Below are 24,037 nucleotides of genomic sequence, written 5' to 3'. Positions count from 1 at the left end.
ACGTTCACGAGACGGCAGCAACGCCAACAGACAATACCGATGACATCAGGAGACAGGCTGTGGACTTGGAACTGACCGACGAGCAGCGCGCGTTCGCGCAGGCCGCGCGCGACTACGCCGAAGGCGAACTGGCGCCGCACGCGGCGCACTGGGACGCCGAAGGCATCTTCCCCAAGGACGCCTTCGCGCGCGCCGGCGAAATGGGCTTCTGCGCCATCTACGCCAGCGAGGACATCGGCGGCCTGGGCCTGCCGCGCCTGGACGCCACCCTGGTGTTCGAGGAAATGGCCGCCGTCGACCCGTCGACCACCGCGTTCCTGACGATCCACAACATGGCCACCTGGATGGTCGGCAAGTGGGGCCAGCCGGCCCTGCGCGAGGCCTGGGGGCCGCTGCTGGCCAGCGGCCAGAAGCTGGCCTCGTACTGCCTGACCGAACCGGGCGCCGGCTCCGACGCCGCGTCGCTGTCGACCCGGGCGCAGCGCCAGGGCGACCACTACGTGCTCAACGGCGCCAAGGCCTTCATCTCGGGCGGCGGCGACACCGACCTGCTGGTGGTGATGGCGCGCAGCGGCGGCGAGGGCGCGGGCGGCATCAGCGCCTTTGCCGTCCCGGCCGACAGCGAGGGCATCAGCTACGGCCGCAAGGAAGAGAAGATGGGCTGGAACAGCCAGTCCACCCGTCCGATTGTGTTCGAGAACGTGCGCGTGCCGGCCGGCAACCTGCTGGGCGAGGAGGGCGAGGGCTTCAAGATCGCCATGAAGGGCCTGGACGGCGGCCGCATCAACATCGGCACCTGCTCGGTCGGCGCGGCCCAGGGCGCGCTGGACGCGGCCCGCCGCTACATGGACGAGCGGCGCCAGTTCAATCGCCGCCTGGCGGAATTCCAGGCTTTGCAGTTCAAGCTGGCGGACATGGCCACCCACCTGGTGGCGGCGCGCCAGATGGTGCGGCTGGCGGCCTGCAAGCTGGACGCCGGCGCGCCGGACGCCGCCACCTACTGCGCCATGGCCAAGCGCTTCGCCACCGACATGGGTTTCCAGATCTGCCTGGACGCGCAACAGATCCACGGTGGTTATGGATACCTGCGGGACTATCCCTTGGAGCGTCTGGTGCGCGATACTCGCGTACATCAGATACTGGAGGGCACCAACGAGATCATGCGCGTGATCATTGCCCGCCAATTGTTGGAAAAAGGAGCTGACATAAGATGAATGCACCGGTGCTGTTCGAAGAAAGAGCCGCCGCCAATGGAATGCGGTTCGGGATCGCGACGCTGAATGCGCCGCAGACCCTGAACGGGCTGTCGCTGGAAATGGTCGACCTGCTGGCCGAGCGCCTGGACGCCTGGGCGCGTGACCCGGGCGTGGTGCTGGTGGTGCTGCAGGGCGCGGGCGACAAGGCCTTCTGCGCCGGCGGCGACCTGCACGGCCTGTACCGCAGCATGACCGAGAACGCCGGCAAGGGCGCCTGGGGCAATGCCTACGCGCGCCGCTTCTTCGAGCACGAATACCGCCTGGACTACCGCATCCACAGCTACCCCAAGCCGGTGCTGTGCTGGGGCCACGGCATCGTCATGGGCGGCGGCATCGGCCTGATGATGGGCGCCAGCCACCGCGTGGTCAGCGAGACCTCGCGCCTGGCGATGCCGGAAGTGTCCATCGGCCTGTTCCCGGACGTGGGCGGCAGCTGGCTGCTGAACCGCATGCCGGGCCGCACCGGCGTGTTTCTGGCGCTGACCGGTGCGCAGATCAACACCGCCGATGCCTTCTTCGCCGGGCTGGCGGATTTCCGCCTGAATCACGAAGACTGGCCCAAGCTGCTGGCCTCGCTCGAGGAACAGCCCTGGGCCGGCCAGGCCACGGGCGCCGCCGAGGACGCGATTCCGCCGCGTTCGATCAACGACGGCCTGTTGCGCCGCGCGCTGACCGCGCTCGAGCCGCAGACGCCGCTGGAAGGCGGCAATCTGCGCCAGCATTCGTTCCTGATCAACAGCCTGTGCAGCGGCAACCGGCTGGACGAGATCTGCGAAGAGCTGGCCACCCTGAAGGACCACGCCGATCCGTGGCTGGCGCGCGCCGCCACCACCATGCTGGCCGCCTCGCCCGGCTCGCTGCGGCTGTCGTTCGCGTTGCAGCAGCGCATGCGGCTGCGGTCGCTGGACGACGTGTTCCGCGCCGAGTACATCGCCGCGCTGCATTGCACCGCGCACGGCGATTTCGCCGAAGGCATCCGCGCGCTGCTGATCGACAAGGACAAGAAGCCGCGCTGGAACCCCGCGGTGCTGGACATGGCCACCGAGGCCTGGGTGCAGAAGTTCTTCGATGAGCCCTGGCCCGAAGGCCAGCCGCATCCGCTGGACGACCTGGGCAAGGAAGGCCGCTGACGTCCGCCGCAGAGCGGGCCGGCATCGCGTCGCAACACTGATTTCACACCTACAGCAATAGCAACAGGAGACAGGACATCATGAGCAGTATCGCGTTTATCGGTTTGGGCAACATGGGCTCGCCCATGGCGCTGAATCTGGTCAAGGCCGGCCACAGCCTGACGGTCTTCGACCTGGTGCCGGCGGCGGTCAAGGTCTTGACCGATGCGGGCGCCAAGTCGGCGGCGTCGGCCGCCGAAGCGGTCAAGGGCGCCGAGGTGGTGATCTCGATGCTGCCGGCCAGCAAGCACGTCGAAGGCCTGTACCTGGACCAGGACCTGCTGGGCAAGATCCCGTCCAGCGCGCTCGTCATCGAGTGCAGCACCATCGCGCCGGACTCGGCCCGCAAGGTGGCGCAGGCGGCCGAGGTGCGCGGCATCGCCATGATCGACGCGCCGGTCTCCGGCGGCACCGGCGGCGCGGCCGCGGGCACGCTGACCTTCATCGTCGGCGGCCAGACCGCCGCGCTGGAGCGCGCCCGCCCGGTGCTGGAAAAGATGGGCAAGAACATCTTCCACGCGGGGCCGGCGGGCGCCGGCCAGGTCGCCAAGATCTGCAACAACATGCTGCTCGGCATCCTCATGGCCGGCACCTCCGAGGCGCTGGCGCTGGGCGTGGCCAACGGCCTCGATCCCAAGGTGCTGTCTGACATCATCGCCAAGAGCTCGGGCCGCAACTGGGCCACCGAGCTGTACAACCCGTGGCCCGGCGTGATGGAACACGCCCCGGCCTCCAAGGGCTACGCCGGCGGCTTCGGCGTCGACCTGATGCTCAAGGACCTGGGCCTGGCGGCCGAGGCGGCGCTGTCGGCGCGCGCCTCGATCCCGCTGGGCGAGCTGGCGCGCAACCTGTACTCGCTGCACAGCGCGGGCGGCTCGGGCCGGCTGGACTTCTCCAGCATCGTCAACCTGGTCAAGCGCGACCAGGACTGACATGGCCGCGCCCGCGACTTGTGTCGATCCGGCCGGGCGGGTCCAGGCGAGCTTCGAGCGGCAGAGCATCATGCGGCTGCTCGGCGCCAGCCTGGACGTGGTCGAGCCGGGCAGGGTGGACATCGTGCTGCCGTACCGCGCCGACCTGTGTCAGCAGAACGGCTTCCTGCACGCCGGCATCTCCACCACCATCGCCGATTCGGCCGGCGGCTATGCCGCCTTCAGCCTGTTCCAGCCGGGCGAGGATGTGCTGACCTCGGAGTTCAAGATGAACTTCCTGGCGCCCGCCAAAGGCGAGCGCTACGTGGCCAGCGGCCGCGTGGTCAAGCCGGGCAAGCGCCTGTCGATCTGCCAGGTCGAAGTGCATGCCTACGAGGGCGAACAGGCCACCCTTTGCGTGATAGGCTTGCTCACCGCGGTGCGCGTGACGCCGCGTTGAGCCGCTGGCGGCGGCCGTCCGCCGCCAGTTTTGTCGCGCCTTGAACGGGTCCACGGCAATGCCTTCCAAAGAACATCACCGGATTTTCCGCAGCAACTGGCTGCGCGCCGCCGTGCTCGGCGCCAACGACGGCATCGTCTCGACCGCCAGCCTCATCACCGGCGTAGCGGCGGCGCAGGCCGGGCGCGGCGCCATCCTGACCTCGGGCCTGGCCGGCCTGGTGGCCGGCGCGCTGTCGATGGCGGCGGGCGAATACGTCTCGGTCCGGTCGCAGGCCGACACCGAGGCCGCCGACCTGCGGCTGGAGCAGCGCTCGCTCAAGCGCAACTCGGGCGAAGAACTGGAGGAGCTGGTCGAGATCTATGTCGAGCGCGGCCTGTCGCGCGACCTGGCCGAGCAGGTGGCGCGGCAGTTGACGCGCCATGACGCGCTCGATGCGCATGCGCGCGACGAACTCGGCATCTCGATCCACAACCGCGCCCGGCCGGTGCAGGCGGCGGTGGCCTCGGCCGCTTCGTTCGCGGGCGGCGCCGCGTTGCCGCTGGCGGTGGCCGCGGTGGCGCCGCTGCCGCAGCTGATCGGCTGGGTGATCGGCGCGTCGGTCGCCTGTCTGGCCTGTCTGGGGGCCCTGGCGGCAGGCGCGGGGGGGCGCGCCCAAGGGGCCGGCGGCGCTGCGCGTGACGATATTGGGCGCGCTGGCGATGGCGGCGACGGCCGGCGTCGGCGCCTTGTTCGGCACCGTGGTCTAGGGGCCCGTCATGCAATACGTTTTGATCAGCGCCTGTCTGTTGGGCCACCCCGTGCGTTACGACGGCCGTTCCGCGCCGCGCGACCACGAGGTGCTGGCCCGCTGGCGCGATGAAGGGCGGATCGTGCCGGTCTGTCCGGAAGTGGCGGGCGGCATGCCGATCCCGCGCCCGCCGGCCGAGATCGAGCCGGGCGCCGATGCCGCCGCCGTGCTGGGAGGCCGCGCCCGCGTGATGGCGGTGTCGGGCGAGGACGCCACCGTGCCGTTCGTGCATGGGGCGCAGCTGGCGTTGGCGGCGGCGCGCGAGCGCGGCATCCGCATCGCGGTGCTCAAGGAAGGCAGCCCGTCCTGTGGCAGCGGCTATGTCTACGACGGCAGTTTTTCCGGCCAGCGCCAGCCGGGCGTGGGCGTGACCGCGCAATTGCTGGCCGATGCCGGCGTGCGCGTCTTCAGCGAATGGCAATGGACGGAGGCCGCGGCCTGCCTGGCGCGGCTGGAGGCGGGCGATGGGCTTTAACGTCGGCGATTGGCTGGTGCTGGTGGCCGTGGCGGCCGGCGTGCTGTCGGCCTGGCGCCTGATCGCCGGCACCGGTCGCGGGCGCCTGCTGGCGCGGGTCGGGGCGGTGGTGTCGCTGGCGGTGTCGGCGTTCTGCTTCTGGCTCTGGTACGAGCAGTACCTGAAGTGGGATTTCAACGAGCTGGGCCGCTACTACGATCCGGTCGACGGGGTCGTCTATACCGACAGCGGCTTCGTCTGGGTGCTGCCGGCCGTGCTGGCCCTGCTGGCCGGGGCGTTTTTCGCCTGGCGCGGCTGGGGCGGCCGGCGCGGTTGAGGTCCGTCTGGGGGCGGATCGCCCGCTGCCGTGAAAACAAAAGGGAGGAGGCCCTGGCTGGGCTCCTCCCTCGGTGACGCGCGGTGGGCGCGATGGTTGTCAGTTGGCCCGGTAGCCGCGGCTGTTCATGCAGGAATCGAGCGCGCGGTTGTAGGTGTCCACCATGACCTGGGTGGTCCATTGCGAAATGGTCGCCGGGTCATAGCCGCTCTGGTTCATGGCCCAGTGCTGGCAGTCGGCCGAGGCGCTGGCCTGGGCCTTGTTGACGGGCGCGGCCGGCTCGTACTGCACCGGGGCGTACTGGGCCGGAGCCTGGTAGACCGGCGGCGCGGCATACACCGGCGGCGCTTCATAGACGGGCGCCGCGTACACCGGCGGCGGGTAGTAGGCCACGCCCGGGGCGTAGACGCCGGTCTGCACATAGCTCGGACCGGAATTGTTGGCCGCCAGGATCAGCCCGGTAGCCGCCAGCGCGACCGCGCCGCCGATCCACCAGCCGCTGCCGCCGCCACCGCCGTGGTGATGGTGATACCCGCCACGATAGCCGCCCGCCAGCGCGGGGGAACTTGCCAAGGCCAGTGCCAGCGCGACGCCGACCATACGACCTGTAAACCGCTTCATGATCTTGCTCCTGAGCCGCCGGGCGTCCACGTGCTGCGGCGACCGGCGATACCGTACTGTACTGCCGCCACGGCGCAATAGTTGTGTCAAGAATTACGAAGATTTCAAGTGATTTCAGGAGGTTGGACGGGTCTCGCGCATGAAGGGCGAAGCATTGGGATTGTCGCAAGTTTGCGACACCCCGGGCTTGAGCTGGACGACCGCCTTGGGGTCGAAAGCGTCGGCATTGCGGTCGTGGGTGGCGTAGGTCTCGTAGCCGGGTTTTTCGATGCACCAGTTCCAGAAAAACAGTTCCGAGCCGTGGATCGCCAGCACTTCCACGCGCCATTCGTGGCGCGCCTCGAAGCCGGCCCGGCCGTCGGCGCCGGTGCGTTGCTCGACGCGGTAGCGGTCGTAGCCGTAGGGATAGGCCCCGGCGATCAGCACCACGCGGGCATTCGCCAGCGGTTGCCCGGTCTCGTCCTGCACCGTGATGGCCGCGCGCGGCTGCAGGGTCTTGTAAGTGGGGTAAGGTACACAGCCCGGCAGGGCCGACAGGAGCGTGGCGGCGCAGAAAGCGTGAAGCGGGCGCGACAGTCGGGGCATAGGGTTTCTATGTATGCAGGAATGTATGGCAAAAAGACTGGAAGGATAGTATTTTCACGCGATGACGACGGCACTACCCCCATCTGTACCGCAAGAAAGGCGTTTGACGAAAGGTGAGCGCACCCGGTTGCAACTTCTGGAAGTCGCGGCGGCGGAGTTCGCCGAGCGCGGGTTCCAGCACACCCGGATCAGCGATATTGTTGCCCGCGCGGGGGTGACGCAACCGGTTTTTACCAGTACTTCGCCGGCAAGCAGGCGGCCTACGACGAACTGGTGGGCATGTTCGCGCAGCGCCTGCGGCAGGAGGTTTGCCAGGCGCGGCTGTCCGACGACCAGGATCTGCCGGTCGAGGTGCGAGTGCGCCGCGGCGTGAGCAACTGGCTGGCGATCCTGCAGGAGGACCCGAATCTCACGCGCATCGGCTTCTTTCAGGTCGACGCGGCCGAGGCGCTCAAGGACGAGCTGGTCGAGATGATTTCCGAGAATGTGCGCATCGATCAGCGCGCCGGCGTGTTCCGCAAGGACATTCCGCCGGAATGGCTGTCGCACGCGTTCATGGGCGTGATCGAGCGCTTCACGCGCCGCGAGCCCAACGCCGAGGAGCGCGAGGCGCTGGCCGACTTCATCACCGACATGTTCCTGGAAGGCGTGCGCCAGCGCTAGCCGGGCCTGTCCCGGCCTGGCGGCCGCCGCGGGCGGCGCGCCAGGGACATCGCGCGTCCTGCGCGGCGTTATTCGACGCGGGCGCCGGACGCGGTCACCAGGCCGCCGGTGGCGTCCCAATCCGCTTTCAACAGATCCTGGAACTGGGCCGGCGACTTGGCTTCTGCCTCCACGCCCAGCGCCGCCAGGCGCGCCTGCACCTTGGGATCGGCCAGCACCTGATTGACGGCGGCGTTGATGCGGTCGCGCTCGGCCGGCGCGATGCCCGCCGGGGCCAGCAGGCCCAGCCACGAATCGAAGGCATAGCCGGGCAGGCCGCTTTCGGCCACGGTCGGCAGATCGGGGGCGAAGCGCGAGCGCTGCTTGCCGGTATACGCCAGGAAGGTCACGCGCGGATCGTTGCGGTAGCCGGTGACGCCGATGGTGGCGGCGGTGACGGCCTGCACCCGGCCGGCCAGCAGCTCGGTCACGGCGTCGCCGGTGGACTTCATCGGGATGTGCTGCATCCGCGCGCCGGCGGCGGCCAGCAGCGAGGCCATGCCCAGGTGCGAGGCGCTGCCGTTGCCGGCCGAGGCGTAGTCGTAGGCGTCGGGCCTGGCTTTGATGGCCTGGATGAATTCGGCGGTGTTGGCCACCTTCAGTGTCGAGGACGCCAGCAGGATGTAGCCGGTGTTGCCCAGGTAGGCGACGCCGGTGAAATCCTTGTAGGGGTCGTAGCTCAGGTTCTTGTACAGGTAGCCGGCGATGTGGTGGCTGGCGGCGGCCAGCACCAGCGTGTTGCCGTCGGGGGCGGCGCGCGCCACCTGCGCGGTGCCGACGGTGCCGCCGGCGCCGGCGCGGTTCTCGACCACGATGGAGGCGTCCAGGGCGCGGCCCAGTTCGTCGCTGATGGCGCGGGCGATGGTGTCCTGCACCGCGCCGGTGCCGTACGGCACGACGACGCGGATGACGCGCGATTCGGCGTGGGCGGCGCCGCTCCAGGCGGCCAGGGCCAGCAATGCGGCGCCCAGGCGCGCACGGGCGCCGCGCGGGGCGGACGAGGGCGCGCGCGGGGCACGCGAAGCGAAGGGGGTGAAGCGATCAGGCATGAGGCGGCAATGTGGTCCGGGGATGTGGGGCGTTGGACTCTACCGGCCGCGGCGGCGCGCGCCAACGATTGATTCCCGCGTTGCTTATTGCCGGCGGCCATATCGCGGCCGGATGGCTGCGCCGGCGTTGGCGGCGCGGCGGGGATGGATATACTCGCTAGCGCCATCAGCGATCAGCCATCGGCCAACGACAAGACAAGGGAATGCAATGAACGCGCTCATGCAGCAGGCGATCCAGTTCGCCAACGACCACGAAACCGCCTGGGACCGCAGCGTCGACGGGGTCTTCGGGGTGCACCAGAACGATCCGCCGCCGTGGAACCGGCTGCTGGGCCCGATCCACGACCGCGGCCCGGTGTCGGGCGTGGTGGTGCGCGACGGCCAGACGCTGGCGGCCTGGGGCGAGCCCGAGCGCGCCGACCTGACGTTCAGCGTGGCCAAGCTGTACCTGGCGATCCTGGCCGGCCTGGCGCACGACCGCGGCCTGCTGCCCGACGTCGACGAGCCCGTCGGCAAGCGCGTGCCGGGCATCGGCTTCGATCATGGACAGAACGCCGACATCACCTGGCGCCATCTGCTGCAGCAGACCAGCGAATGGGAGGGCGAGCGCTTCGGCGTGTCCGACCAGGCCGACCGCTACCGCGCCGTCACCTTCGGCGTGCCGCCGGACGGCAAGAAGGGCGATGCGCGGCCCTTGCAGCGTCCCGGCGCGTACTGGGAATACAACGACGTGCGCATCAACCAGCTGTCATATGCGCTGCTGCACCTGTTCCGCAGGCCCTTGCCCGAGGTGTTCCGCGAGGCCGTCACGCGGCCGCTGGGCGCCAGCGAGAACTGGCAATGGGTCGGCTACGACAACGCCTGGGTCGAGATCGACGGCCAGCGCATGCCGTCGGTGCCGGGCGGCTCGCACTGGGGCGGCGGCATGTCGATCAGCGCGCGCGACCAGGCGCTGATCGGCCAGATGCTGCTGAACCAGGGCCGCGCGGCCGACGGCCGCCAGGTGCTGTCGCCCGAGTGGATCGCCGCCATGCGCCAGCCTTGCGCGATCGCGCCGTACTATGGCTATCTGATCTGGCTGAACCACGAGGGCCGCGTGTTTCCGAGCGTGCCGGCGTCCAGCTTCTTCGGCGTCGGCGCGGGCAGTTCGTTCACCTGGGTCGAGCCCGAGCGCAAGCTGGTGGTGATCGTGCGCTGGCTCGATTCGGCACATGCCGACGCGCTGTTCGGCAAGATCCTGGCGGCGGTGGACGCCCAGCCGGCCTGACGCGCCGTGGGTGGATTCCCTGCCGGGCGCAGGGATTTTCAGCGGCGCGCCGGCCGGCTTCTGGCAACATGCCCCTTTGCCCGCCGCGCCCCGGGCGCGCCGCATCGCTTCGCTTCCTGTCACGCTTCCCCCGCGCACCTCGCGCGCCGACCAAGGATTTCGCCATGAACTACCGCCGTCTCGGATCAAGCAATCTTCGCGTATCGCCCCTGTGCCTGGGCACCATGATGTTCGGCGAGCAGACGCCCGACGACGAGGCCGCGCGCATCGTCGCGTCCGCGCGCGACCACGGCCTGAACTTCATCGACACCGCCGACGTCTACAACGACGGCCGTTCCGAGGAAGTGGTGGGCAAGTTGCTGCAAGGGCAGCGCCACGACTGGGTGCTGGCCAGCAAGATCGGCAACGTGGTGGGCAAGGGCCCGAACCAGTCGCACTATTCGCGCCAGTGGCTGATCCGCGGCGTCGAGCAGAGCCTGGCGCGCCTGGGCACGGATTTCCTCGACATCCTGTACCTGCACCGCGACTACCACGAGGAAAACCTGGAAGAGGCGCTGTGGGCGCTGGGCGACCTGATCCGCGCCGGCAAGCTGCGCAGCTTCGGGCTGTCGAACTTCCGCGGCTGGCGCATCGCCGAAACCCTGCGCCTGTGCGAAAAGCTGGGCGTGCCGCAGCCGGTGGTGTGCCAGCCGTACTACAACATGCTCAATCGCGGCCCGGAGGTCGAGATCCTGCCGGCCTGCCAGCACTACGGCCTGGGCGTGGTGCCATACAGCCCGATCGCGCGCGGCGTGCTCACCGGCAAGTACCTGCCGGGCCAGGCGCCGGCCGCCGACACCCGCGCCGGGCGCGGCGACCGCCGCATCCTGGCCACCGAGTTCCGTGAAGAGTCGCTGCAGATCGCGCAGCGGCTGGTCGAGCACAGCGCCGCCCGCGGCGTGCAGCCGGGCCATTTCGCCACCGCCTGGGTGCTGGCCAATCCGGTGGTGACCGGCGTCATCGCCGGCCCGCGCACGCTGGCGCAGATGGACGACTACTACGCGGCGCTGGATGTCACGATCACGCCCGAGGACGAGGCGCTGGTGGACAGCTGGGTCACGCCGGGCCACGCCTCGACCCACGGCTACAACGATCCCAACTATCCGTTCCACGGCCGTCCGGTCGCGGCGGGCTGAATTCCGGCGAAGGGCGGGGCGCGCGCAGATGTCGCGCCTGGCGCCGGGGCATGTCAGGCGACAGGCCTGGTGACGCCTTGGCGGGATGCTTTCAGCGTGCCGCCGGCGCCGGTTCGGCGCTGATGCCGTGCAGCAGGATCTGTTCGGCCACGCCGGCGATGCCCAGCCGCGCGATGCGGCCGCGGCGTTCGGCGTCCACCATGCTGGTGATCACCGTGATCAGCAATTCGGTCAGCGCCGCCGCCGTCACGTCGACGCGGAACGCGCCTTCGCGCTGGCCGCGCAGGAAGAACGCGTCCAGCGTTTCCTGGTAGCCGGACCAGCTGTCCATGATGTCCGGCTGCATCTCCATGTCGGGCTTCCAGTTGTACATCAGGAAGACCGTCAATTCCTTGTGCGCCAGGTGCTGTTCGATCAGGTTGCGCAAGGCCTCGCGCGGCGGCGCGGCGTCCAGCCGGGAATCGGCCAGCGTCTGCTTCATGACCTGCGCGCCATGCGTCATCAGCCGCGTCACCAGCTGATCGCGCGTCTGACAGAAGCGGTACAGCGTCGCCTTGCTCACCCCCACCGCCTTGGCCAGCTCCTGCAAGGTGCCGCGGGGGTGGTCGACCATCGCCTGGGCCAGCGCAATCAACAGCCGTTCGTGCCCGATATCCTCAGACATCGCGTTTCCTTCCTCATTGTTCCGCTCATGGGATAGCTATTGGAGCATGAGCGATTCAATTTGCGCAAATTTTCGCAAAATTGACAAGTTAAGAGTTGTTAAGCACTCAAAAGGTACTTAACAGAATTAAATGAATCATTATTGATTCAAAATGATCTTCAAGATACCATTCGACTCTTATTGAGTTCAAGACGCCGTGGGCGGGAGGTATCGAAATGAGCAAGCATCAACCCTGGCGTTGGCCTGTCGCGGTGGCGGCCGCCGCCGTTCTGTTGGCCGGTTGCGGCGGCGAGGCCGGGCCGACCGCCGCCGCCGAGCCCCGCGCCGTGCAGGCAGTGGCGGTGCAGCCACAGCGCTACACGCTGGCCAGTTCGCTGCCGGGCCGGGTCGAGCCGGTGCGGGTGGCCGAGGTGCGGGCGCGGGTGGCCGGCATCGTGCTCAGCCGCGAGTTCGAGGAAGGCGCCGACGTCAAGGCCGGCGACGTGCTGTTTCGTATCGACCCGGCGCCGTTCAAGGCGGCCCTGTCGCGCGCCGAGGGCGACCTGGCCAAATCCGAGGCCGCGCTGTCCGAGGCCCAGGCGGTGGTGCGGCGCTATACCCCGCTGGTCAAGATCGAGGCCGTCAGCCAGCAGGACTTCGACACCGCCACCGCGGCGCTCAAGAGCGCCCAGGCCGCGCGCCGCTCGGCCCAGGCCGACGTCGAGACCGCGCGCCTGAACCTGGACTACGCCACCGTCAAGGCGCCGATCTCGGGCCGCATCGGCCGCGCCCAGGTCACCGAGGGCGCGCTGGTGGGCCAGAACGAGGCCACCGTGATGGCCAAGGTCCAGCAGCTCGATCCCATCTACGTCGACTTCACCCAGCCGGTGGCCGACATGCTGCGCACGCGCACCGCCATGCAGACCGGCGAGCTGGGCCAGGAAGAGGGCGCCGCCATCTCCATCAGCATCGACGGCACCGACCGCAGCCGCAATGGCCGCCTGCTGTTCTCGGATATCGCGGTGGACCGCGGCACCGGTCAGGTGTCGCTGCGCGGCGAGTTCGCCAATCCCGACGTGCTGCTGCTGCCGGGCATGTATGTGCGGGTGCAGACCCGCCAGGGCGTGGACCCCGACGCCATCCTGGTGCCGCAGCGCGCGGTGGTGCGCAGCACCGACGGCAAGCCGCAGGTGCTGGTGGCGGGCCCGGACGACGTGGTCGAGACGCGCGCCGTGCGCACCGGCACCATGCGCGGCGCCGACTGGCACATCGTCGAAGGCCTGGCGGCCGGCGACCGCGTCATCGTCGGCGGCGTGAGCGCCGCCGTGCCCGGCCAGAAGGTCAGCGTGACGCTGGTGCCGCAGGCCGACAAGGTCGCGGCCGCGCCGGTCGCGGACGCCGTGGCGCGGCACTGATGGCCATGTCGCCCCTTCCTTCCTCTTGCCCGCAGGGCCGGCCGTTGCGGCGGCCGGTCTCCCTGCGCCGCTCATCCTTCCGAGGATAGATCATGTCCAGGTTTTTCATCGACCGCCCCAAATTCGCGTGGGTGGTGGCTCTCTTCATCTCGCTCGCCGGCCTGCTGGCGATTCCCTCGCTGCCGGTGGCGCAGTTCCCGGTGGTGGCGCCGCCCCAGGTGACCATCAACGCGACCTATCCCGGCGCGTCCGCCAGCACCCTGGTGGACTCGGTGACCAGCGTCATCGAGGAGGAACTGAACGGCGCCAAGCACATGCTGTACTACGAGTCGTCCAGCAGCTCCAGCGGCAGCGCCGAGATCACCGTCACCTTCCAGCCCGGCACCGATCCGGCGCTGGCGCAGGTGGACGTGCAGAACCGCATCAAGAAGGCCGAGGCGCGCCTGCCCACGGCCGTGACGCAGCAGGGCCTGCAGGTCGAGCAGGCCAGCTCCAACTTCCTGATGATCTACGCCCTGACCTACAAGGGCGAGGACGCCGGCAAGGACGTGGTGGGCCTGTCCGACTACGCCGCGCGCCACGTCAACAATGAGATCCGCCGTGTCGACGGCGTGGGCAAGGTGCAGTTCTTCGGCGCCGAGGCGGCCATGCGGGTCTGGATCGACCCGCAGAAGCTGCTCGGCGTGGGCCTGTCGGTGGCCGACGTCAATGCCGCTATTGCCGCGCAGAACGTGCAGGTGCCGGCCGGCAGCTTCGGCAGCCGCCCCGGTTCGCCCGAGCAGGAGCTGACCGCCACGCTGGCGGTCAAGGGCACGCTGGACACGCCCGAGGAATTTGGCCGCATCGTGCTGCGCGCCAACGCCGACGGCTCGTCGGTGCGGCTGGCCGACGTGGCGCGCATGGAGGTCGGGCGCCAGAGCTATGACTTCGAGACCCGCCTGAACGGTCGCAAGGCGGTGGGCGCGGCGGTGCAGCTGGCGCCGGGCGCCAACGCCATCGACACGGTCAAGTCCGTCAAGGCGCGCCTGCAGGAGCTGTCGGCCTCGTTCCCCGAGGACGTCGCCTATTCGGTGCCGTTCGACACCTCGCGCTTTGTCAGCGTGGCCATCGAGAAGGTGGTGCACACGCTGCTGGAAGCCATGGTGCTGGTGTTCCTGGTGATGTTCCTGTTCCTGCAGAACGTGCGCTACACGCTGATTCCGGCCATTGTGGTGCCGGTCTGCCTGCTGGGCACGTTCGCGGTGATGTCGGTGCTGGGCTTCTCGGTCAACATGATGACCATGTTCGGCATGGTGCTGGCCATCGGCATCCTGGTGGACGACGCCATCGTGGTGGTCGAGAACGTCGAGCGCATCATGGCCGAGGAAGGGCTGTCGCCGCGCGAGGCCACCATCAAGGCCATGGGCCAGGTGTCGGGCGCCATCGTCGGCATCACCATGGTGCTGGCGGCCGTGTTCCTGCCGCTGGCCTTCATGAGCGGCTCGGTGGGCGTGATCTACCGCCAGTTCTCGTTGTCGCTGGCGGTGTCGATCCTGTTCTCGGGCTTCCTGGCGCTGACCTTCACGCCGGCGCTGTGCGCCACCTTCCTCAAGCCGATCCCCAAGGGGCATCACGAGGAAAAGCGCGGCTTCTTCGGCGCCTTCAACCGCTTCTTCACGCGCCTGACCAGCCGCTTCGAGGCGCTCAATTCGCGGCTGGTGCGCCGCACCGGGCGCTACATGGTGGTCTACGGCGCCATCGTGGCGATGCTGGGCGTGCTGTATGCGCGCCTGCCGGAATCGTTCGTGCCGCCGGAAGACCAGGGCTACGTCATCGTCGACATGCAGCTGCCGCCAGGCGCGACCCATCTGCGCACCGACAAGGTGGTGGCGGATGTCGAGCAGCACCTGATGTCGCTGGACGCCATGGGCGACGCCTTCACCGTGATGGGCTTCAGCTTCTCGGGCACCGGCCAGAGCGCCGGCATCGCTTTCCCGACCCTGAAGGACTGGTCCGAACGCGGCAAGGGCCAATCGGCCAATGACGTGGCCGACAGCGTCAACGGCCGCTTCGCGGCGATCGACGACGGCGCGGTCATGGCCGTCAACCCGCCGCCCATCGAGGGCCTGGGCAATTCGGGCGGCTTCGCGCTGCGCCTGCAGGATCGCGGCGGCGTGGGCCGGGCGGCGCTGACGGCGGCGCGCGACGAGCTGCTGACCAAGGCCAACAGCTCGCCGGTGATCGCCTACGCCATGATGGAAGGCCTGGCCGATGCGCCGCAGCTGCGCCTGGACATCGACCGGCAGAAGGCCGAGGTGCTGGGCGTGGGCTTCGACGTGATCAATACCGCCATCTCGTCGGCCTACGGCTCGGCCACGGTGAACGACTTCGCCAATGCCGGCCGCCTGCAGCGCGTGGTGGTGCAGGCCGATGTGCGCGACCGCATGACGCCCGAAAGCGTGCTGCAGCTGAACGTGCCCAACAAGTCGGGCGGCATGGTGCCGCTGTCCGCCTTCGTCCAGACCCGCTGGGAGAACGGGCCGGTGCAGATCTCGCGCTACAACGGCTATCCGTCGTTCAAGATCGCGGGCGACGCCCGGCCGGGCCACAGCACCGGCGAGGCCATGGCCGAGATCGAGCGCATCGCCTCGGAGTTGCCGGCCGGCATCGGCTACCAGTGGACCGGGTTGTCGCTGCAGGAGAAGTTCGCCGGCGCGCAGGCCCCGATGCTGTTCGCGCTGGCGTTCCTGGTGGTGTTCCTGCTGATGGTGGCGCTGTACGAAAGCTGGGCCATTCCGGCCTCGGTGATGCTGATCGTGCCGATCGGCGCGCTCGGCTCGGTGCTGGCGGTGACGGTGCTGGGCATGCCCAACGATGTGTACTTCAAGGTCGGCCTGATCACCATCATCGGCCTGGCCGCCAAGAACGCCATCCTGATCGTGGAGTTCGCCAAGAGCCTGCGCGAGCAGGGCCACACGCTGATCGACGCCGCGGTCGAGGCGGCCAAGCTGCGCTTCCGGCCGATCGTGATGACCTCGCTGGCCTTCATCCTGGGCGTGGTGCCGCTGGCGCTGGCCAGCGGGGCCGGCGGCGCCAGCCAGCGCGCGCTGGGCGTGGGCGTGATCGGCGGCATGTTGAGCGCGACCCTGCTGGGGGTGATCTTCGTGCCGGTGTTTTTCGTGTGGGTGCTGTCGTGGATCAAGGCCAAGCGGGCGGCAACGCCGGCCGCCGCCGCCGCGACGCAGGAGTGAATCTGATGAAACCGACTTTTATCTTCTCGCGGCTGGCCGCCGCGGTCCTGGCCGCCGTCCTGGCCGGCTGCTCGATGGCGCCGAGCTACCAGCGGCCCGAGGCGCCCGTGCCCACGACCTGGAACGCGCCCGCGGCGGGGGGGGGCGCGCCGTCGGCCGCCGCCACGCTGGACTGGCAGTCGTTCGTCACCGACGACGGCCTGCGCCGGCTGGTGACGCTGGCGCTGGACAACAACCGCGACCTGCGCCAGGCGCTGCTGAACATCGAGGCGGCGCGGGCCCAGTACCGGGTGCAGCGCGCCGAACGCCTGCCGGGCATCAACGCGCAGGGCAGCGGCACGCGCCAGCGGGTACCGGGCGACCTGAACAGCAGCGGCAGCGCCGGCGTGCAGAGCAATTACCAGGCGGGCATCGGCCTGACGTCTTTCGAGATCGACCTGTTCGGCCGCGTGCGCAGCCTGTCGGACGCGGCGTTGCAGGAATACCTGGCCACCGAGGCCACGGCCCGCAGCGCCCAGATCAGCCTGGTGGCCGAAGTGATCCAGGCCTACCTGGCGCGCGACAGCGCGCTGCGCCGCCTGCAGGTCACGCGCCAGACCCTGGAAAGCCGGGAGGCCTCGCTCGGCCTGACCGCCAAGCGGCGCCAGGCCGGCTCGGCCACGGCGCTCGACTACCAGGAAGCGCTGGGCCTGGCCGAACAGGCGCGCGCCGACCTGGAGCGCATCGACCGCGAAGCGCGCCAGGCCGGCAATGCGCTGGCGCTGCTGGTGGGCGTGGGCGACCTGGGGCCGTTCCTGCCCAAGGGGCTGGCCGAGGGGCCGATGCTGGTGCAGGAGATCGCCGCCGGGGCGCCGTCCGAATTGCTGGAGCGGCGGCCCGACATCCTGGCGGCCGAACACCAGCTGCAATCGCGCAACGCCAGCATCGGCGCGGCGCGGGCGGCGTTCTTTCCGAGCATCTCGCTGACCGGCATGTTCGGCAGCTCCAGCGCCGAGCTGTCGAATCTGTTCGACTCGGGCCAGCGCGCCTGGTCGTTCGCGCCGCAGATCACGCTGCCGATCTTCGCCGGCGGCCGCAACACCGCCAACCTGGACCTGGCCAACGCGCGCAAGGACATTGCCGTGGCGCAGTACGAGAAGACCGTGCAGTCGGCCTTCCGCGAGGTGGCCGACGCGCTTGCCGCCACCGACACGCTGCGGCGCGAGGAGGCTTCGCGGCTGGCGTTGACGCAGTCCAGCGCGCAGGCCATGCAGCTGTCCGAGGCGCGCTATCGCGGCGGGGTCGACAGCCACCTGCGCTACCTGGATGCGCAGCGCCGCGCCTATGCCGACCAGCTGTCGTACATCGAGGTGGCGACGCAGCGGCAGGCGGCATTGGCGACGCTGTTCAAGGCGCTGGGCGGCGGCTGGCTGCCGTCGGCGCCGGGGCCCGCCGCGCCGGGGGCGGACAAGGCCTCCGCCGCGGACAGCGCGCCGGCGCGCGGCTGAGCGCCGGCCGCTCGCGCGGTGCAAGCGCCTAGGCCTTGCGCAGGTTGGCGCCCGCCGGCGGCGCCGCGCCATCCTGCGCGGCGCTGCGCCCGCCGCGTCCGATCAGCCACACGCACAGGGCCGACACCACGCCCGAGAACAGCACGTACAGGCAGATCAGCCACGGCTGGCCATTGCCGGTCTTGAGCAGCGCGGTGGCGATGATGGGCGTGATGCCCGAGGCGAAGATGCCCGAGAACTGGTAGACGAACGAGATGCCGGTGTAGCGCACCTTGGCGTCGAACAGCTCGCAGAACAGGGCCGCCTCCGGCCCGTAGACGGCGGCGTAGAAGATGCCGAACGGAATGATGATGGCCAGCCACACCAGCATCACGCTGCCCTGGCTGTTGAGCATCAGCCAGAAGCCGGGGAAGGCCGCCACCGCCGTGATCAGCGAGCCCCAGAAATACACGCGGGTGCGGCCGATGCGGTCGGACAGCCGGCCGAAGTAGGGGATGGTGAAGCACATCACCAGCGCCGCCGCCATCACCCCGGTCAATGCTTCGGTGCGGGTGATCTGCAGCGTCTGGGTCAGGTACGAGATCGAGAACACGCCGAAGACATTGAAGAACACGCCGTCGATGTAGCGCGCGCCCATGCCCTTGGCGACGTTGCCGGGATAGCGGCGGATCATGTCCATGAACGGGATGCGGCTTTCGGCGTTGTCGCGCTTGACCGCGGCGAACTCGGGCGTTTCCTTGATGTTCAGGCGGATGTACATGCCGACCCCGACCATCGCGGCCGAGGCCAGGAACGCCAGGCGCCAGCCCCAGGCCATGAACTGCTCGTCGGTCAGCAGCGTCGACAGCAGCGCCACCGTGCCGGACGCCAGGCACAGGCCGATCGCCAGGCCGATCTGCGGCAGCGAGGCGTAGTAGCCCTTCTTTTCGGGCGGGGCGTATTCGTAGGCCATCAGCACCGCGCCGCCCCATTCGCCGCCCAGGCCGATGCCCTGGAACACGCGCAACAGCAGCAGCAGGATCGGCGCCCAGATGCCGATGCTGTCATAGGTGGGCACCAGGCCGATCAGGAAGGTCGACACGCCCATGATCATCAGCGTCATCACCAGCATGCTTTTCCGGCCGATGCGGTCGCCGAAATGGCCGAACACCAGCCCGCCCAGCGGGCGCGTGATGAAGCCCACCGCGAAGGTGGTGTAGGCCAGCATGGTCGAGACCAGCGGGTCGCCAGTGGGGAAGTACAGCTTGTTGAACACGATGCCGGCGACCACGCCGTACAGGAAGAAGTCGTACCACTCGATGGTGGCGCCGATCAGCGACGCGGCGACGACTTTGCGCACCGCGGTTTCGTTCTGCTTGGCCATGCCTGTCTCCTTTGGGGGAAGCGGGTGGCGCTCTGCGGCGCCGCTCCGCGGGTTGCGGTCAGCTCATGTCATGCCGCCTGTTGCAATACCGGCTGCGCCTGGACGCGCGGCCGCGCCGCGTGCAGGTCCTGCAGGATGAAATCGGCCGCGCGCTCGGCCAGCATCACCACCGGCACGTTGGTGTTGCCCGAGACCAGCGTCGGCATGATGGAGCAATCCACCACCCGCAGCCCGCTCACGCCGTGCACCCGCAGGCGCTCGTCGACCACCGCCAGGGGGTCTGCGCGCGGGCCCATCTTCGCGGTGCCCGACGGGTGGAAGATGGTGGCGCCGTACTCGCGGCAGAAATGCAGGATCTCGTCGTCGCCCTGCACCTCGGGCCCGGGCCGGAATTCGCGCTTCATCAGGCCGGCCAGCGGTTCGGTGGCGGCCAGCCGGCGCGCGTACTTGACCGCTGCCACCGTCATGCGCCGGTCCAGCTCGGTGGACAGGTAGTTGGGCTGCATGGCGGGCGCCTCGAACGGATCGGCGCTGCGCAATTGCACGGTGCCGCGCGAGGACGGCCGCAGCTGGCACACCGAATAGGTGCAGCCCGAGAACGGATGCACCTTGCCGCCGGCCATGTCGGCCGACAGTGTGGCGAAATGGAATTGGGTGTCGGGCGTGGCGCTGGCCGGATCGACGCGGCAGAACAGGCCGCCCTGGTTGATGCCCACCGCCAGCGGCCCGCCGCGGAACAGCAGCCATTGCAGCCCCATCGCGGCGCGGCCGTGCAGCGTGCGCAGCTGGTCGTTGGTGGTGATGGGCCGGCGCGTCTCGTAGATGAGGCGGATCTGCAGGTGGTCCTGCAGGTTCTCGCCCACGCCCGGCAGGTCGCGCACCACGCCGATGCCGAAGCGGCGCAGCAGCGCGGCCGGGCCCACGCCCGAAAGTTGCAGCAGTTGCGGCGATTGCAGCGCGCCGGCGCACAGGATCACCTCGCGGCGGGCGCGCAGGGTGCGCACCTGGCCGTCCTGGCGATAGCGCACGCCGCAGGCGCGGCTGCCCTCGAACAGGATCGCCATGGCGTGCGCGCCGGTCTCCACCCGCAGGTTGGCGCGGCCGCGCGCCGGACGCAGGTAGGCCACGGCGGTGGAGCAGCGGCGGCCGTTGCGGGTGGTCAGCTGGTAGTAGCCCACGCCTTCCTGGTCGCCGGTATTGAAGTCGCGCACATGCGGCAGGCCGAGCGCGCCGGCGGCGCCGATCAGGCCTTCGACCAGCGGATGCGGCGTCTTGATGGAGGTGGCGTTCAGCGGCCCCTCGGTGCCGCGCGTGGCGCCCGCGCCGAGATCATTGTTTTCCAGCTTGCGGAAGTAGGGCAGGCACTCGTCCCAGCTCCAGCCGGGGTTGCCGGCGGCGGCCCAGTCGTCGTAGTCGCGCCGCTGGCCGCGGATGTAGATCAGGCCGTTGATGGCGCTGGAGCCGCCCAGCGTGCGGCCGCGCGGCCAGTAGATGCGGCGGTTCAGCATGTTGGGGTCGGGCTCGGTGTAGTAGCCCCAGTTCAGCACCTTGTGAAACATGGTCTTGCCGTAGCCGATGGGGGTGTGGATCCACGGCGAGCGGTCCGGCGGCCCCGCCTCCAGCAGGCACACGCTGTGCTGGCCGCTGGCGCTCAAGCGGTTCGCCAGCACGCAGCCGGCGGAACCGGCCCCCACCACGATGTAGTCCACGGCATCGGACATGTCTGTTTCCTCCTTGGCCTGGCCGTGCCGTGACGCGGGGAGTCCCTCGTCCGGACGGCGCGTTTACCCTGCTTGCCGCGCCGCCGGGCACTTATATACTGGCCTGATGCGAGGGGGCGCGGCGACGCGCAAAGGTTCCGTATCTGTGGCGATTCTAGGAAGCCGCCACGGGAAAGAAAGCGCGGCAAGCGCGGGAACGGCGAAATGGCACAGAACATGGATCTTCGGTTTCAAAATCGCAGTGCAGCATCGGCGCGGACGCCCGACGCCGACGAACCGCAGGATGCCTCGCGCTCGCTGCGCGCGCTGCTGGTGCTGGACTACCTGGCCCGCGCTCAGCATCCGCCCACGCTGGCGCAACTGGCGCAGCGCCTGGATATGCCCAAGTCCACCTTGATGCGCTTGCTGGCGTCGATGCAGCGCGCCGGTTTCGTCGCCGCCACGCCCACTGAAAACGGTTTCGTGCCGGGGCCGCAGGCCACCGCGCTGGCGCTGTCCATGCTGCACGCCTCGGCCTTCACGCGCGCCTGCCGCGCGGTGCTGGCGCAGCTGGTCGGCAAGCTGGGTGAAACCTGCAATCTCACCGCGCCCGACGGCGACCAGGTGATCTACATGGAGCGGGTCGAGACCACCGAACCGCTGCGCCTGTTCTTCGCGGTCGGCAGCCACGTGCCGATGCATTGCACCGCCAGCGGCAAGCTGTTTCTGGCGTCGATGAGCCGGTTGGAGCGCGGCCGGGTGCTGGCGCGCCTGCCGCTGACGCGCAACACGCCGCGCACGCTGACCGACCCGGCGCGGCTCGAAGACGAACTGGAACGGCTGGCCACGCGCGGCATCGGCATCGACAACGAGGAGTTCGTGCGCGGCATGAGCGCGGTGGCGGTGCCGGTGCGCGACGCGCAGGACCGCGTGGTGGCGGCGGTGGCGTGCCACGCGCCCACCGCGCGGTTGATGCTCGACGACCTGCTGCGCGCGGTGCCGGTGCTGCAGGGCGCGGCGCAGTCGATGAGCGCGGTGCTGGCCGAGCACCGGCCGGGCGGTTGAGGGCGTCGAGCCGCGAACCCTAGCCCGGCAGCGCGGCCGCCCGCCGCCAAGCCAGCGCCAGCACGGCCGCCGCGCCCGCCGTCAACGTCGCCAGCATCGCGACCGGACCGGCCACATCGAGCAGGATCCCGGCCGCCAGTGGCGCGGCGATGCGCGTCAGTGCGAACAGGCTGGACTGGATGCCGTAGTCCAGCGCCTGCAGGCCCGGCCGCGCGTGCGACATCATCAGGCCGAACGCCAAGGCGGCGGTGGCGCCCATGGCTGCCGCCACCATCATGGCGCAGGCCGCCAGCACTGCCGGCGCCGCGTTCAGGCCGATTGCCAGCGTCAACGCCAGCAACGCGGCGGCCCCGGCGCCGGCGTGCAGCCGCACCGCGCGGCCCGCACCCAGGCGCTTGAGCAGCCGCGCGCCCGCGATGCTGGCCACGGCGCCGATCGCGCCGCCCGCGACGCCGACCAGCCAGGCCACGCGTTGCGGCGCCAGCCCCTGGTCCAGCAGCAGCGGCTTCAGATAGAACCAGCCGGCGCCGATGAAGGGGAACAGCAGGGCCAGCAGCGGCAGCCAGCGGCGGCTCGCGGGCAGGCGCAGGTAAGCGATGGCGTGGCGCGTGGCCGAGGTAGCGTTGGTGGCGGACAGGGGCGCGCAGGGTTGCCCCTGTGCGTCATCCCGCGTCGATGCGAAGGCCTTGTCGACGTGTGCATCGCGCGGGGCGACCGCATCGTCGTTGGCTCGCTCGGCATGCATGGCGTCCATGGTTTCCCGCAGCAGCAAGGTCAGCGCCGCGCCCAGCGCCAGCGCGCCGGCCATGATCAGGAACGGCGCCTGCCAGCCCCAGCGCGCCTGCGCCAGCAGCATCAGGCCGCCGCCAACGATCGCGCCCAGGCACAACGCCATCGAGCGGATGCCACCCGCCGAGGCGCGGCCAGCCGCGGGCAACACGCGGATCGCCAACGCGTTGACGGGCACGTCGGCCCAGGTGCCGGCCAGCGCGGCGGCGGCCGCCAGCGCGAACAGCATGGCGCCATCGTTCAACAGGTCGCGCCAGCCCAGCGCCAGCAGCACGGCGGCGTAGGCCAGCAGCAGCGCCACCGTCCAGCGCCGATAACCGCCACGGCTGGCGCCGCGCCGGTCCAGCGGCATCGCCAGCAGGAACTTGAACACGGTCGGCAGGCTGGCCAGCTGGAACAGGCCGATGGCGGTGCCGGACCAGCCGTGCTGGCGCAGCACCAGCGGCAGGCCCAGCCACAGATAGACGCCCGGCGCGGTCAGCGCCAGGTTGAGCCAGCCGAACAGGGCCTGGGCCAGGCCGTGGCGCAGGCGCGGCGTCATGGCGCGGCCCGGCGCGCCGACAGCACATGCAGCGGCGCCAGCGGAAAGCGGTCGGCGTCGAAGCCGCGCACCTCGGCGAAGCCGGCGGCGCGCAGCGCGTCGGCCAGTTCCCCCTGGCGCGTGACGCGCCGGCCCAGCAGCAGCATCGGCAGGTAATAGCGCAGCACGCGCGCGGCGGCCTCGGCGTCATCCGGGATTTCGGCGTGCGCCATCACCAGCAGGCCGCCCGGCGCCAGCGCATCGTGCATCTTGCGGATCGCGGCGGCGGCGTCGGGCACGAAATGCAGCACCGACGAGCACCAGATCAGGTCGTAGCCGGCGCCGATATCGGCCGTGGCCAGGTCACCGCCCACGGCCGCCATGCGCTCCGCCAGCCCGGCGGCGGCGATGTTCTCGCGCGCCACGGCGGCGGTCTCGGGCCAGTCGAACACCACGCCGCTGGCGTGCGGGCGGTCCTGCACCAGCGCGATGCCGATCAGGCCCGGACCGCCGCCCAGGTCGAGGATGCGGCGGGCCGCATCGGCGCCGGGCACGCACGCGACCGCCTCGCGCGCCGCCGCCACGGCCAGGGCGCGTTGCTCCTGGCCGATCTGCACGCGCGCCGCGTTGGCCCATGCGCCGGCCTCGGACGGGGCGGCCGGGGTGGCCAGTGCGGCGGCGGGATCCTGGCGCAGCCGTTGCGCCAGCTGCTCGCCGGACTACGCCAGCGAGCGGCGCCGGTAGCGCCAGGCGTCGCCGCAGTAGTGGGGTCGTCCCGCCACGAAGTGGTCGCGCGCGGTGGCCGCGCAGCGGTAGAGCGGCGGCGCGCCGGCGATGCGGTGCAGCAGGCGCAGGCTCCACAGCATGTCCAGCAGGTGCTCGGCGGCGGCGGGGCGCAGCGCCAGCGCCTGCGCGATTTGCGCGGCGCTGGCCGGCGCCAGCAGGTGCGCGAACAGGCCCAGTTCCAGGGCGGCGTCGAGGGCGGCGGTTTCGACCGGCGCGGCGGCCAGGTCCCAATAGCGTTGCAGGGGCAGGGGGGAAGTCGGCAT

Annotated in this window: 23 protein-coding genes and 1 pseudogene; 15 read left to right on the top strand and 9 right to left on the bottom strand. The window is 70.1% G+C overall.

The features are described 5' to 3' along the window. Positions 1-59 precede the first annotated feature (59 nt). The 7 genes and pseudogenes from AOZ49_RS17730 to AOZ49_RS17700 all read left to right on the top strand — a co-directional run bounded on the left by AOZ49_RS17730 (position 60) and on the right by AOZ49_RS17700 (position 5,377). Complete coding sequence (locus AOZ49_RS17730) at positions 60-1,214, top strand: acyl-CoA dehydrogenase family protein (RefSeq protein ID WP_054476879.1); 1,155 nt, start codon at positions 60-62, stop codon at positions 1,212-1,214. Beyond that, a complete protein-coding gene (locus AOZ49_RS17725) occupies positions 1,211-2,386 on the top strand; it encodes an enoyl-CoA hydratase/isomerase family protein (RefSeq protein WP_054431159.1) in 1,176 nt (391 codons plus the stop codon). Before AOZ49_RS17730 ends, AOZ49_RS17725 begins: the two co-directional genes overlap by 4 nt. An 80-nt stretch (positions 2,387-2,466) precedes the next feature. Next, the gene (gene mmsB / locus AOZ49_RS17720; RefSeq protein WP_054476877.1) at positions 2,467-3,357 is read left to right on the top strand and encodes a 3-hydroxyisobutyrate dehydrogenase; all 891 of its coding nucleotides are present in this window, start codon (positions 2,467-2,469) and stop codon (positions 3,355-3,357) included. A gap of 1 nt (position 3,358) precedes the next feature. Beyond that, positions 3,359-3,796: a PaaI family thioesterase gene (locus AOZ49_RS17715; RefSeq protein WP_006385171.1), complete on the top strand. Its 438-nt coding sequence runs from the start codon at positions 3,359-3,361 to the stop codon at positions 3,794-3,796. A gap of 58 nt (positions 3,797-3,854) precedes the next feature. Beyond that, positions 3,855-4,545, top strand: a pseudogene (locus AOZ49_RS17710) (VIT family protein). A 9-nt stretch (positions 4,546-4,554) separates the two neighbouring features. Continuing rightward, a complete protein-coding gene (locus tag AOZ49_RS17705) occupies positions 4,555-5,061 on the top strand; it encodes a 2-thiouracil desulfurase family protein (protein ID WP_054431165.1) in 507 nt (168 codons plus the stop codon). Then, positions 5,051-5,377, top strand: a complete 327-nt coding sequence (locus AOZ49_RS17700; RefSeq protein ID WP_054431167.1) for a hypothetical protein — start codon at positions 5,051-5,053, stop codon at positions 5,375-5,377. Before AOZ49_RS17705 ends, AOZ49_RS17700 begins: the two co-directional genes overlap by 11 nt. A gap of 99 nt (positions 5,378-5,476) precedes the next feature. On the opposite strand, the gene AOZ49_RS17695 is transcribed toward AOZ49_RS17700, so the two are convergent. Both AOZ49_RS17695 and AOZ49_RS17690 read right to left on the bottom strand, forming a co-directional pair. Beyond that, complete coding sequence (locus tag AOZ49_RS17695) at positions 5,477-5,998, bottom strand: hypothetical protein (RefSeq protein ID WP_054431169.1); 522 nt, start codon at positions 5,996-5,998, stop codon at positions 5,477-5,479. Positions 5,999-6,112: 114 nt separating this feature from the next. Continuing rightward, positions 6,113-6,583, bottom strand: coding sequence for a hypothetical protein (locus tag AOZ49_RS17690; RefSeq protein ID WP_054476875.1), 471 nt, complete (start codon positions 6,581-6,583; stop codon positions 6,113-6,115). Positions 6,584-6,644: 61 nt separating this feature from the next. Between AOZ49_RS17690 and AOZ49_RS34005 the strand changes: the two genes are divergently transcribed. Further along, entirely contained in the window at positions 6,645-6,956 is a 312-nt protein-coding gene (locus AOZ49_RS34005; RefSeq protein ID WP_369815820.1) for a TetR family transcriptional regulator, read from the top strand. Then, a complete protein-coding gene (locus AOZ49_RS33605; protein WP_231690379.1) occupies positions 6,863-7,246 on the top strand; it encodes a TetR/AcrR family transcriptional regulator in 384 nt (127 codons plus the stop codon). Before AOZ49_RS34005 ends, AOZ49_RS33605 begins: the two co-directional genes overlap by 94 nt. Before the next feature lie 68 nt (positions 7,247-7,314). Here the strand turns inward: AOZ49_RS33605 and AOZ49_RS17680 are convergent, their stop codons facing one another. Next, entirely contained in the window at positions 7,315-8,334 is a 1,020-nt protein-coding gene (locus AOZ49_RS17680; protein ID WP_231690378.1) for a tripartite tricarboxylate transporter substrate-binding protein, read from the bottom strand. A gap of 208 nt (positions 8,335-8,542) precedes the next feature. On the opposite strand from AOZ49_RS17680, the gene AOZ49_RS17675 reads away from it, so the two are divergent. Together AOZ49_RS17675 and AOZ49_RS17670 are read left to right on the top strand one after the other, a co-directional pair. After that, positions 8,543-9,601: a serine hydrolase domain-containing protein gene (locus tag AOZ49_RS17675; protein ID WP_054476873.1), complete on the top strand. Its 1,059-nt coding sequence runs from the start codon at positions 8,543-8,545 to the stop codon at positions 9,599-9,601. A gap of 164 nt (positions 9,602-9,765) precedes the next feature. Continuing rightward, positions 9,766-10,776: an aldo/keto reductase gene (locus AOZ49_RS17670; protein ID WP_054431176.1), complete on the top strand. Its 1,011-nt coding sequence runs from the start codon at positions 9,766-9,768 to the stop codon at positions 10,774-10,776. 91 nt (positions 10,777-10,867) lie between these two features. Here AOZ49_RS17670 and AOZ49_RS17665 read toward each other — a convergent pair whose 3' ends face one another. Then, entirely contained in the window at positions 10,868-11,440 is a 573-nt protein-coding gene (locus tag AOZ49_RS17665; RefSeq protein WP_054431178.1) for a TetR/AcrR family transcriptional regulator, read from the bottom strand. Between the two features lie 215 nt (positions 11,441-11,655). On the opposite strand from AOZ49_RS17665, the gene AOZ49_RS17660 reads away from it, so the two are divergent. From AOZ49_RS17660 to AOZ49_RS17650, 3 genes are all read left to right on the top strand, one after another. Next, positions 11,656-12,834 carry an efflux RND transporter periplasmic adaptor subunit gene (locus tag AOZ49_RS17660; protein WP_054431180.1) on the top strand — a complete coding sequence of 393 codons (1,179 nt, stop codon included), beginning with the start codon at positions 11,656-11,658 and terminating at the stop codon, positions 12,832-12,834. Positions 12,835-12,926: 92 nt separating this feature from the next. Then, the gene (locus AOZ49_RS17655; RefSeq protein WP_054476871.1) at positions 12,927-16,064 is read left to right on the top strand and encodes an efflux RND transporter permease subunit; all 3,138 of its coding nucleotides are present in this window, start codon (positions 12,927-12,929) and stop codon (positions 16,062-16,064) included. A gap of 5 nt (positions 16,065-16,069) precedes the next feature. Beyond that, on the top strand, positions 16,070-17,551 hold the full coding sequence (locus AOZ49_RS17650; RefSeq protein ID WP_054476869.1) for an efflux transporter outer membrane subunit: 1,482 nt from the start codon (positions 16,070-16,072) through the stop codon (positions 17,549-17,551). Positions 17,552-17,579: 28 nt separating this feature from the next. Here AOZ49_RS17650 and AOZ49_RS17645 read toward each other — a convergent pair whose 3' ends face one another. Together AOZ49_RS17645 and AOZ49_RS17640 are read right to left on the bottom strand one after the other, a co-directional pair. Then, entirely contained in the window at positions 17,580-18,914 is a 1,335-nt protein-coding gene (locus AOZ49_RS17645) for an MFS transporter (RefSeq protein ID WP_054431185.1), read from the bottom strand. A gap of 68 nt (positions 18,915-18,982) precedes the next feature. Next, the gene (locus AOZ49_RS17640; protein WP_054476868.1) at positions 18,983-20,635 is read right to left on the bottom strand and encodes a GMC family oxidoreductase; all 1,653 of its coding nucleotides are present in this window, start codon (positions 20,633-20,635) and stop codon (positions 18,983-18,985) included. Between the two features lie 204 nt (positions 20,636-20,839). Between AOZ49_RS17640 and AOZ49_RS17635 the strand changes: the two genes are divergently transcribed. Beyond that, on the top strand, positions 20,840-21,679 hold the full coding sequence (locus AOZ49_RS17635; protein WP_054476862.1) for an IclR family transcriptional regulator: 840 nt from the start codon (positions 20,840-20,842) through the stop codon (positions 21,677-21,679). Positions 21,680-21,698: 19 nt separating this feature from the next. Here the strand turns inward: AOZ49_RS17635 and AOZ49_RS17630 are convergent, their stop codons facing one another. From AOZ49_RS17630 to AOZ49_RS33995, 3 genes are all read right to left on the bottom strand, one after another. Beyond that, entirely contained in the window at positions 21,699-23,009 is a 1,311-nt protein-coding gene (locus AOZ49_RS17630) for an MFS transporter (RefSeq protein WP_054476860.1), read from the bottom strand. Beyond that, positions 23,006-23,605 carry a class I SAM-dependent methyltransferase gene (locus tag AOZ49_RS34000; RefSeq protein WP_369815819.1) on the bottom strand — a complete coding sequence of 200 codons (600 nt, stop codon included), beginning with the start codon at positions 23,603-23,605 and terminating at the stop codon, positions 23,006-23,008. Before AOZ49_RS34000 ends, AOZ49_RS17630 begins: the two co-directional genes overlap by 4 nt. 102 nt (positions 23,606-23,707) lie before the next feature. After that, positions 23,708-24,037, bottom strand: a complete 330-nt coding sequence (locus AOZ49_RS33995) for a methyltransferase family protein (RefSeq protein ID WP_369815818.1) — start codon at positions 24,035-24,037, stop codon at positions 23,708-23,710.

It is taken from the genome of Achromobacter sp. 2789STDY5608615, from assembly GCF_001298995.1.
GTDB classification, from domain to species: domain Bacteria; phylum Pseudomonadota; class Gammaproteobacteria; order Burkholderiales; family Burkholderiaceae_B; genus Achromobacter; species Achromobacter insuavis.
The sequence above is the reverse complement of the archived record's forward strand: the minus strand, read 5'-3'. Positions and strand labels throughout refer to the sequence as shown.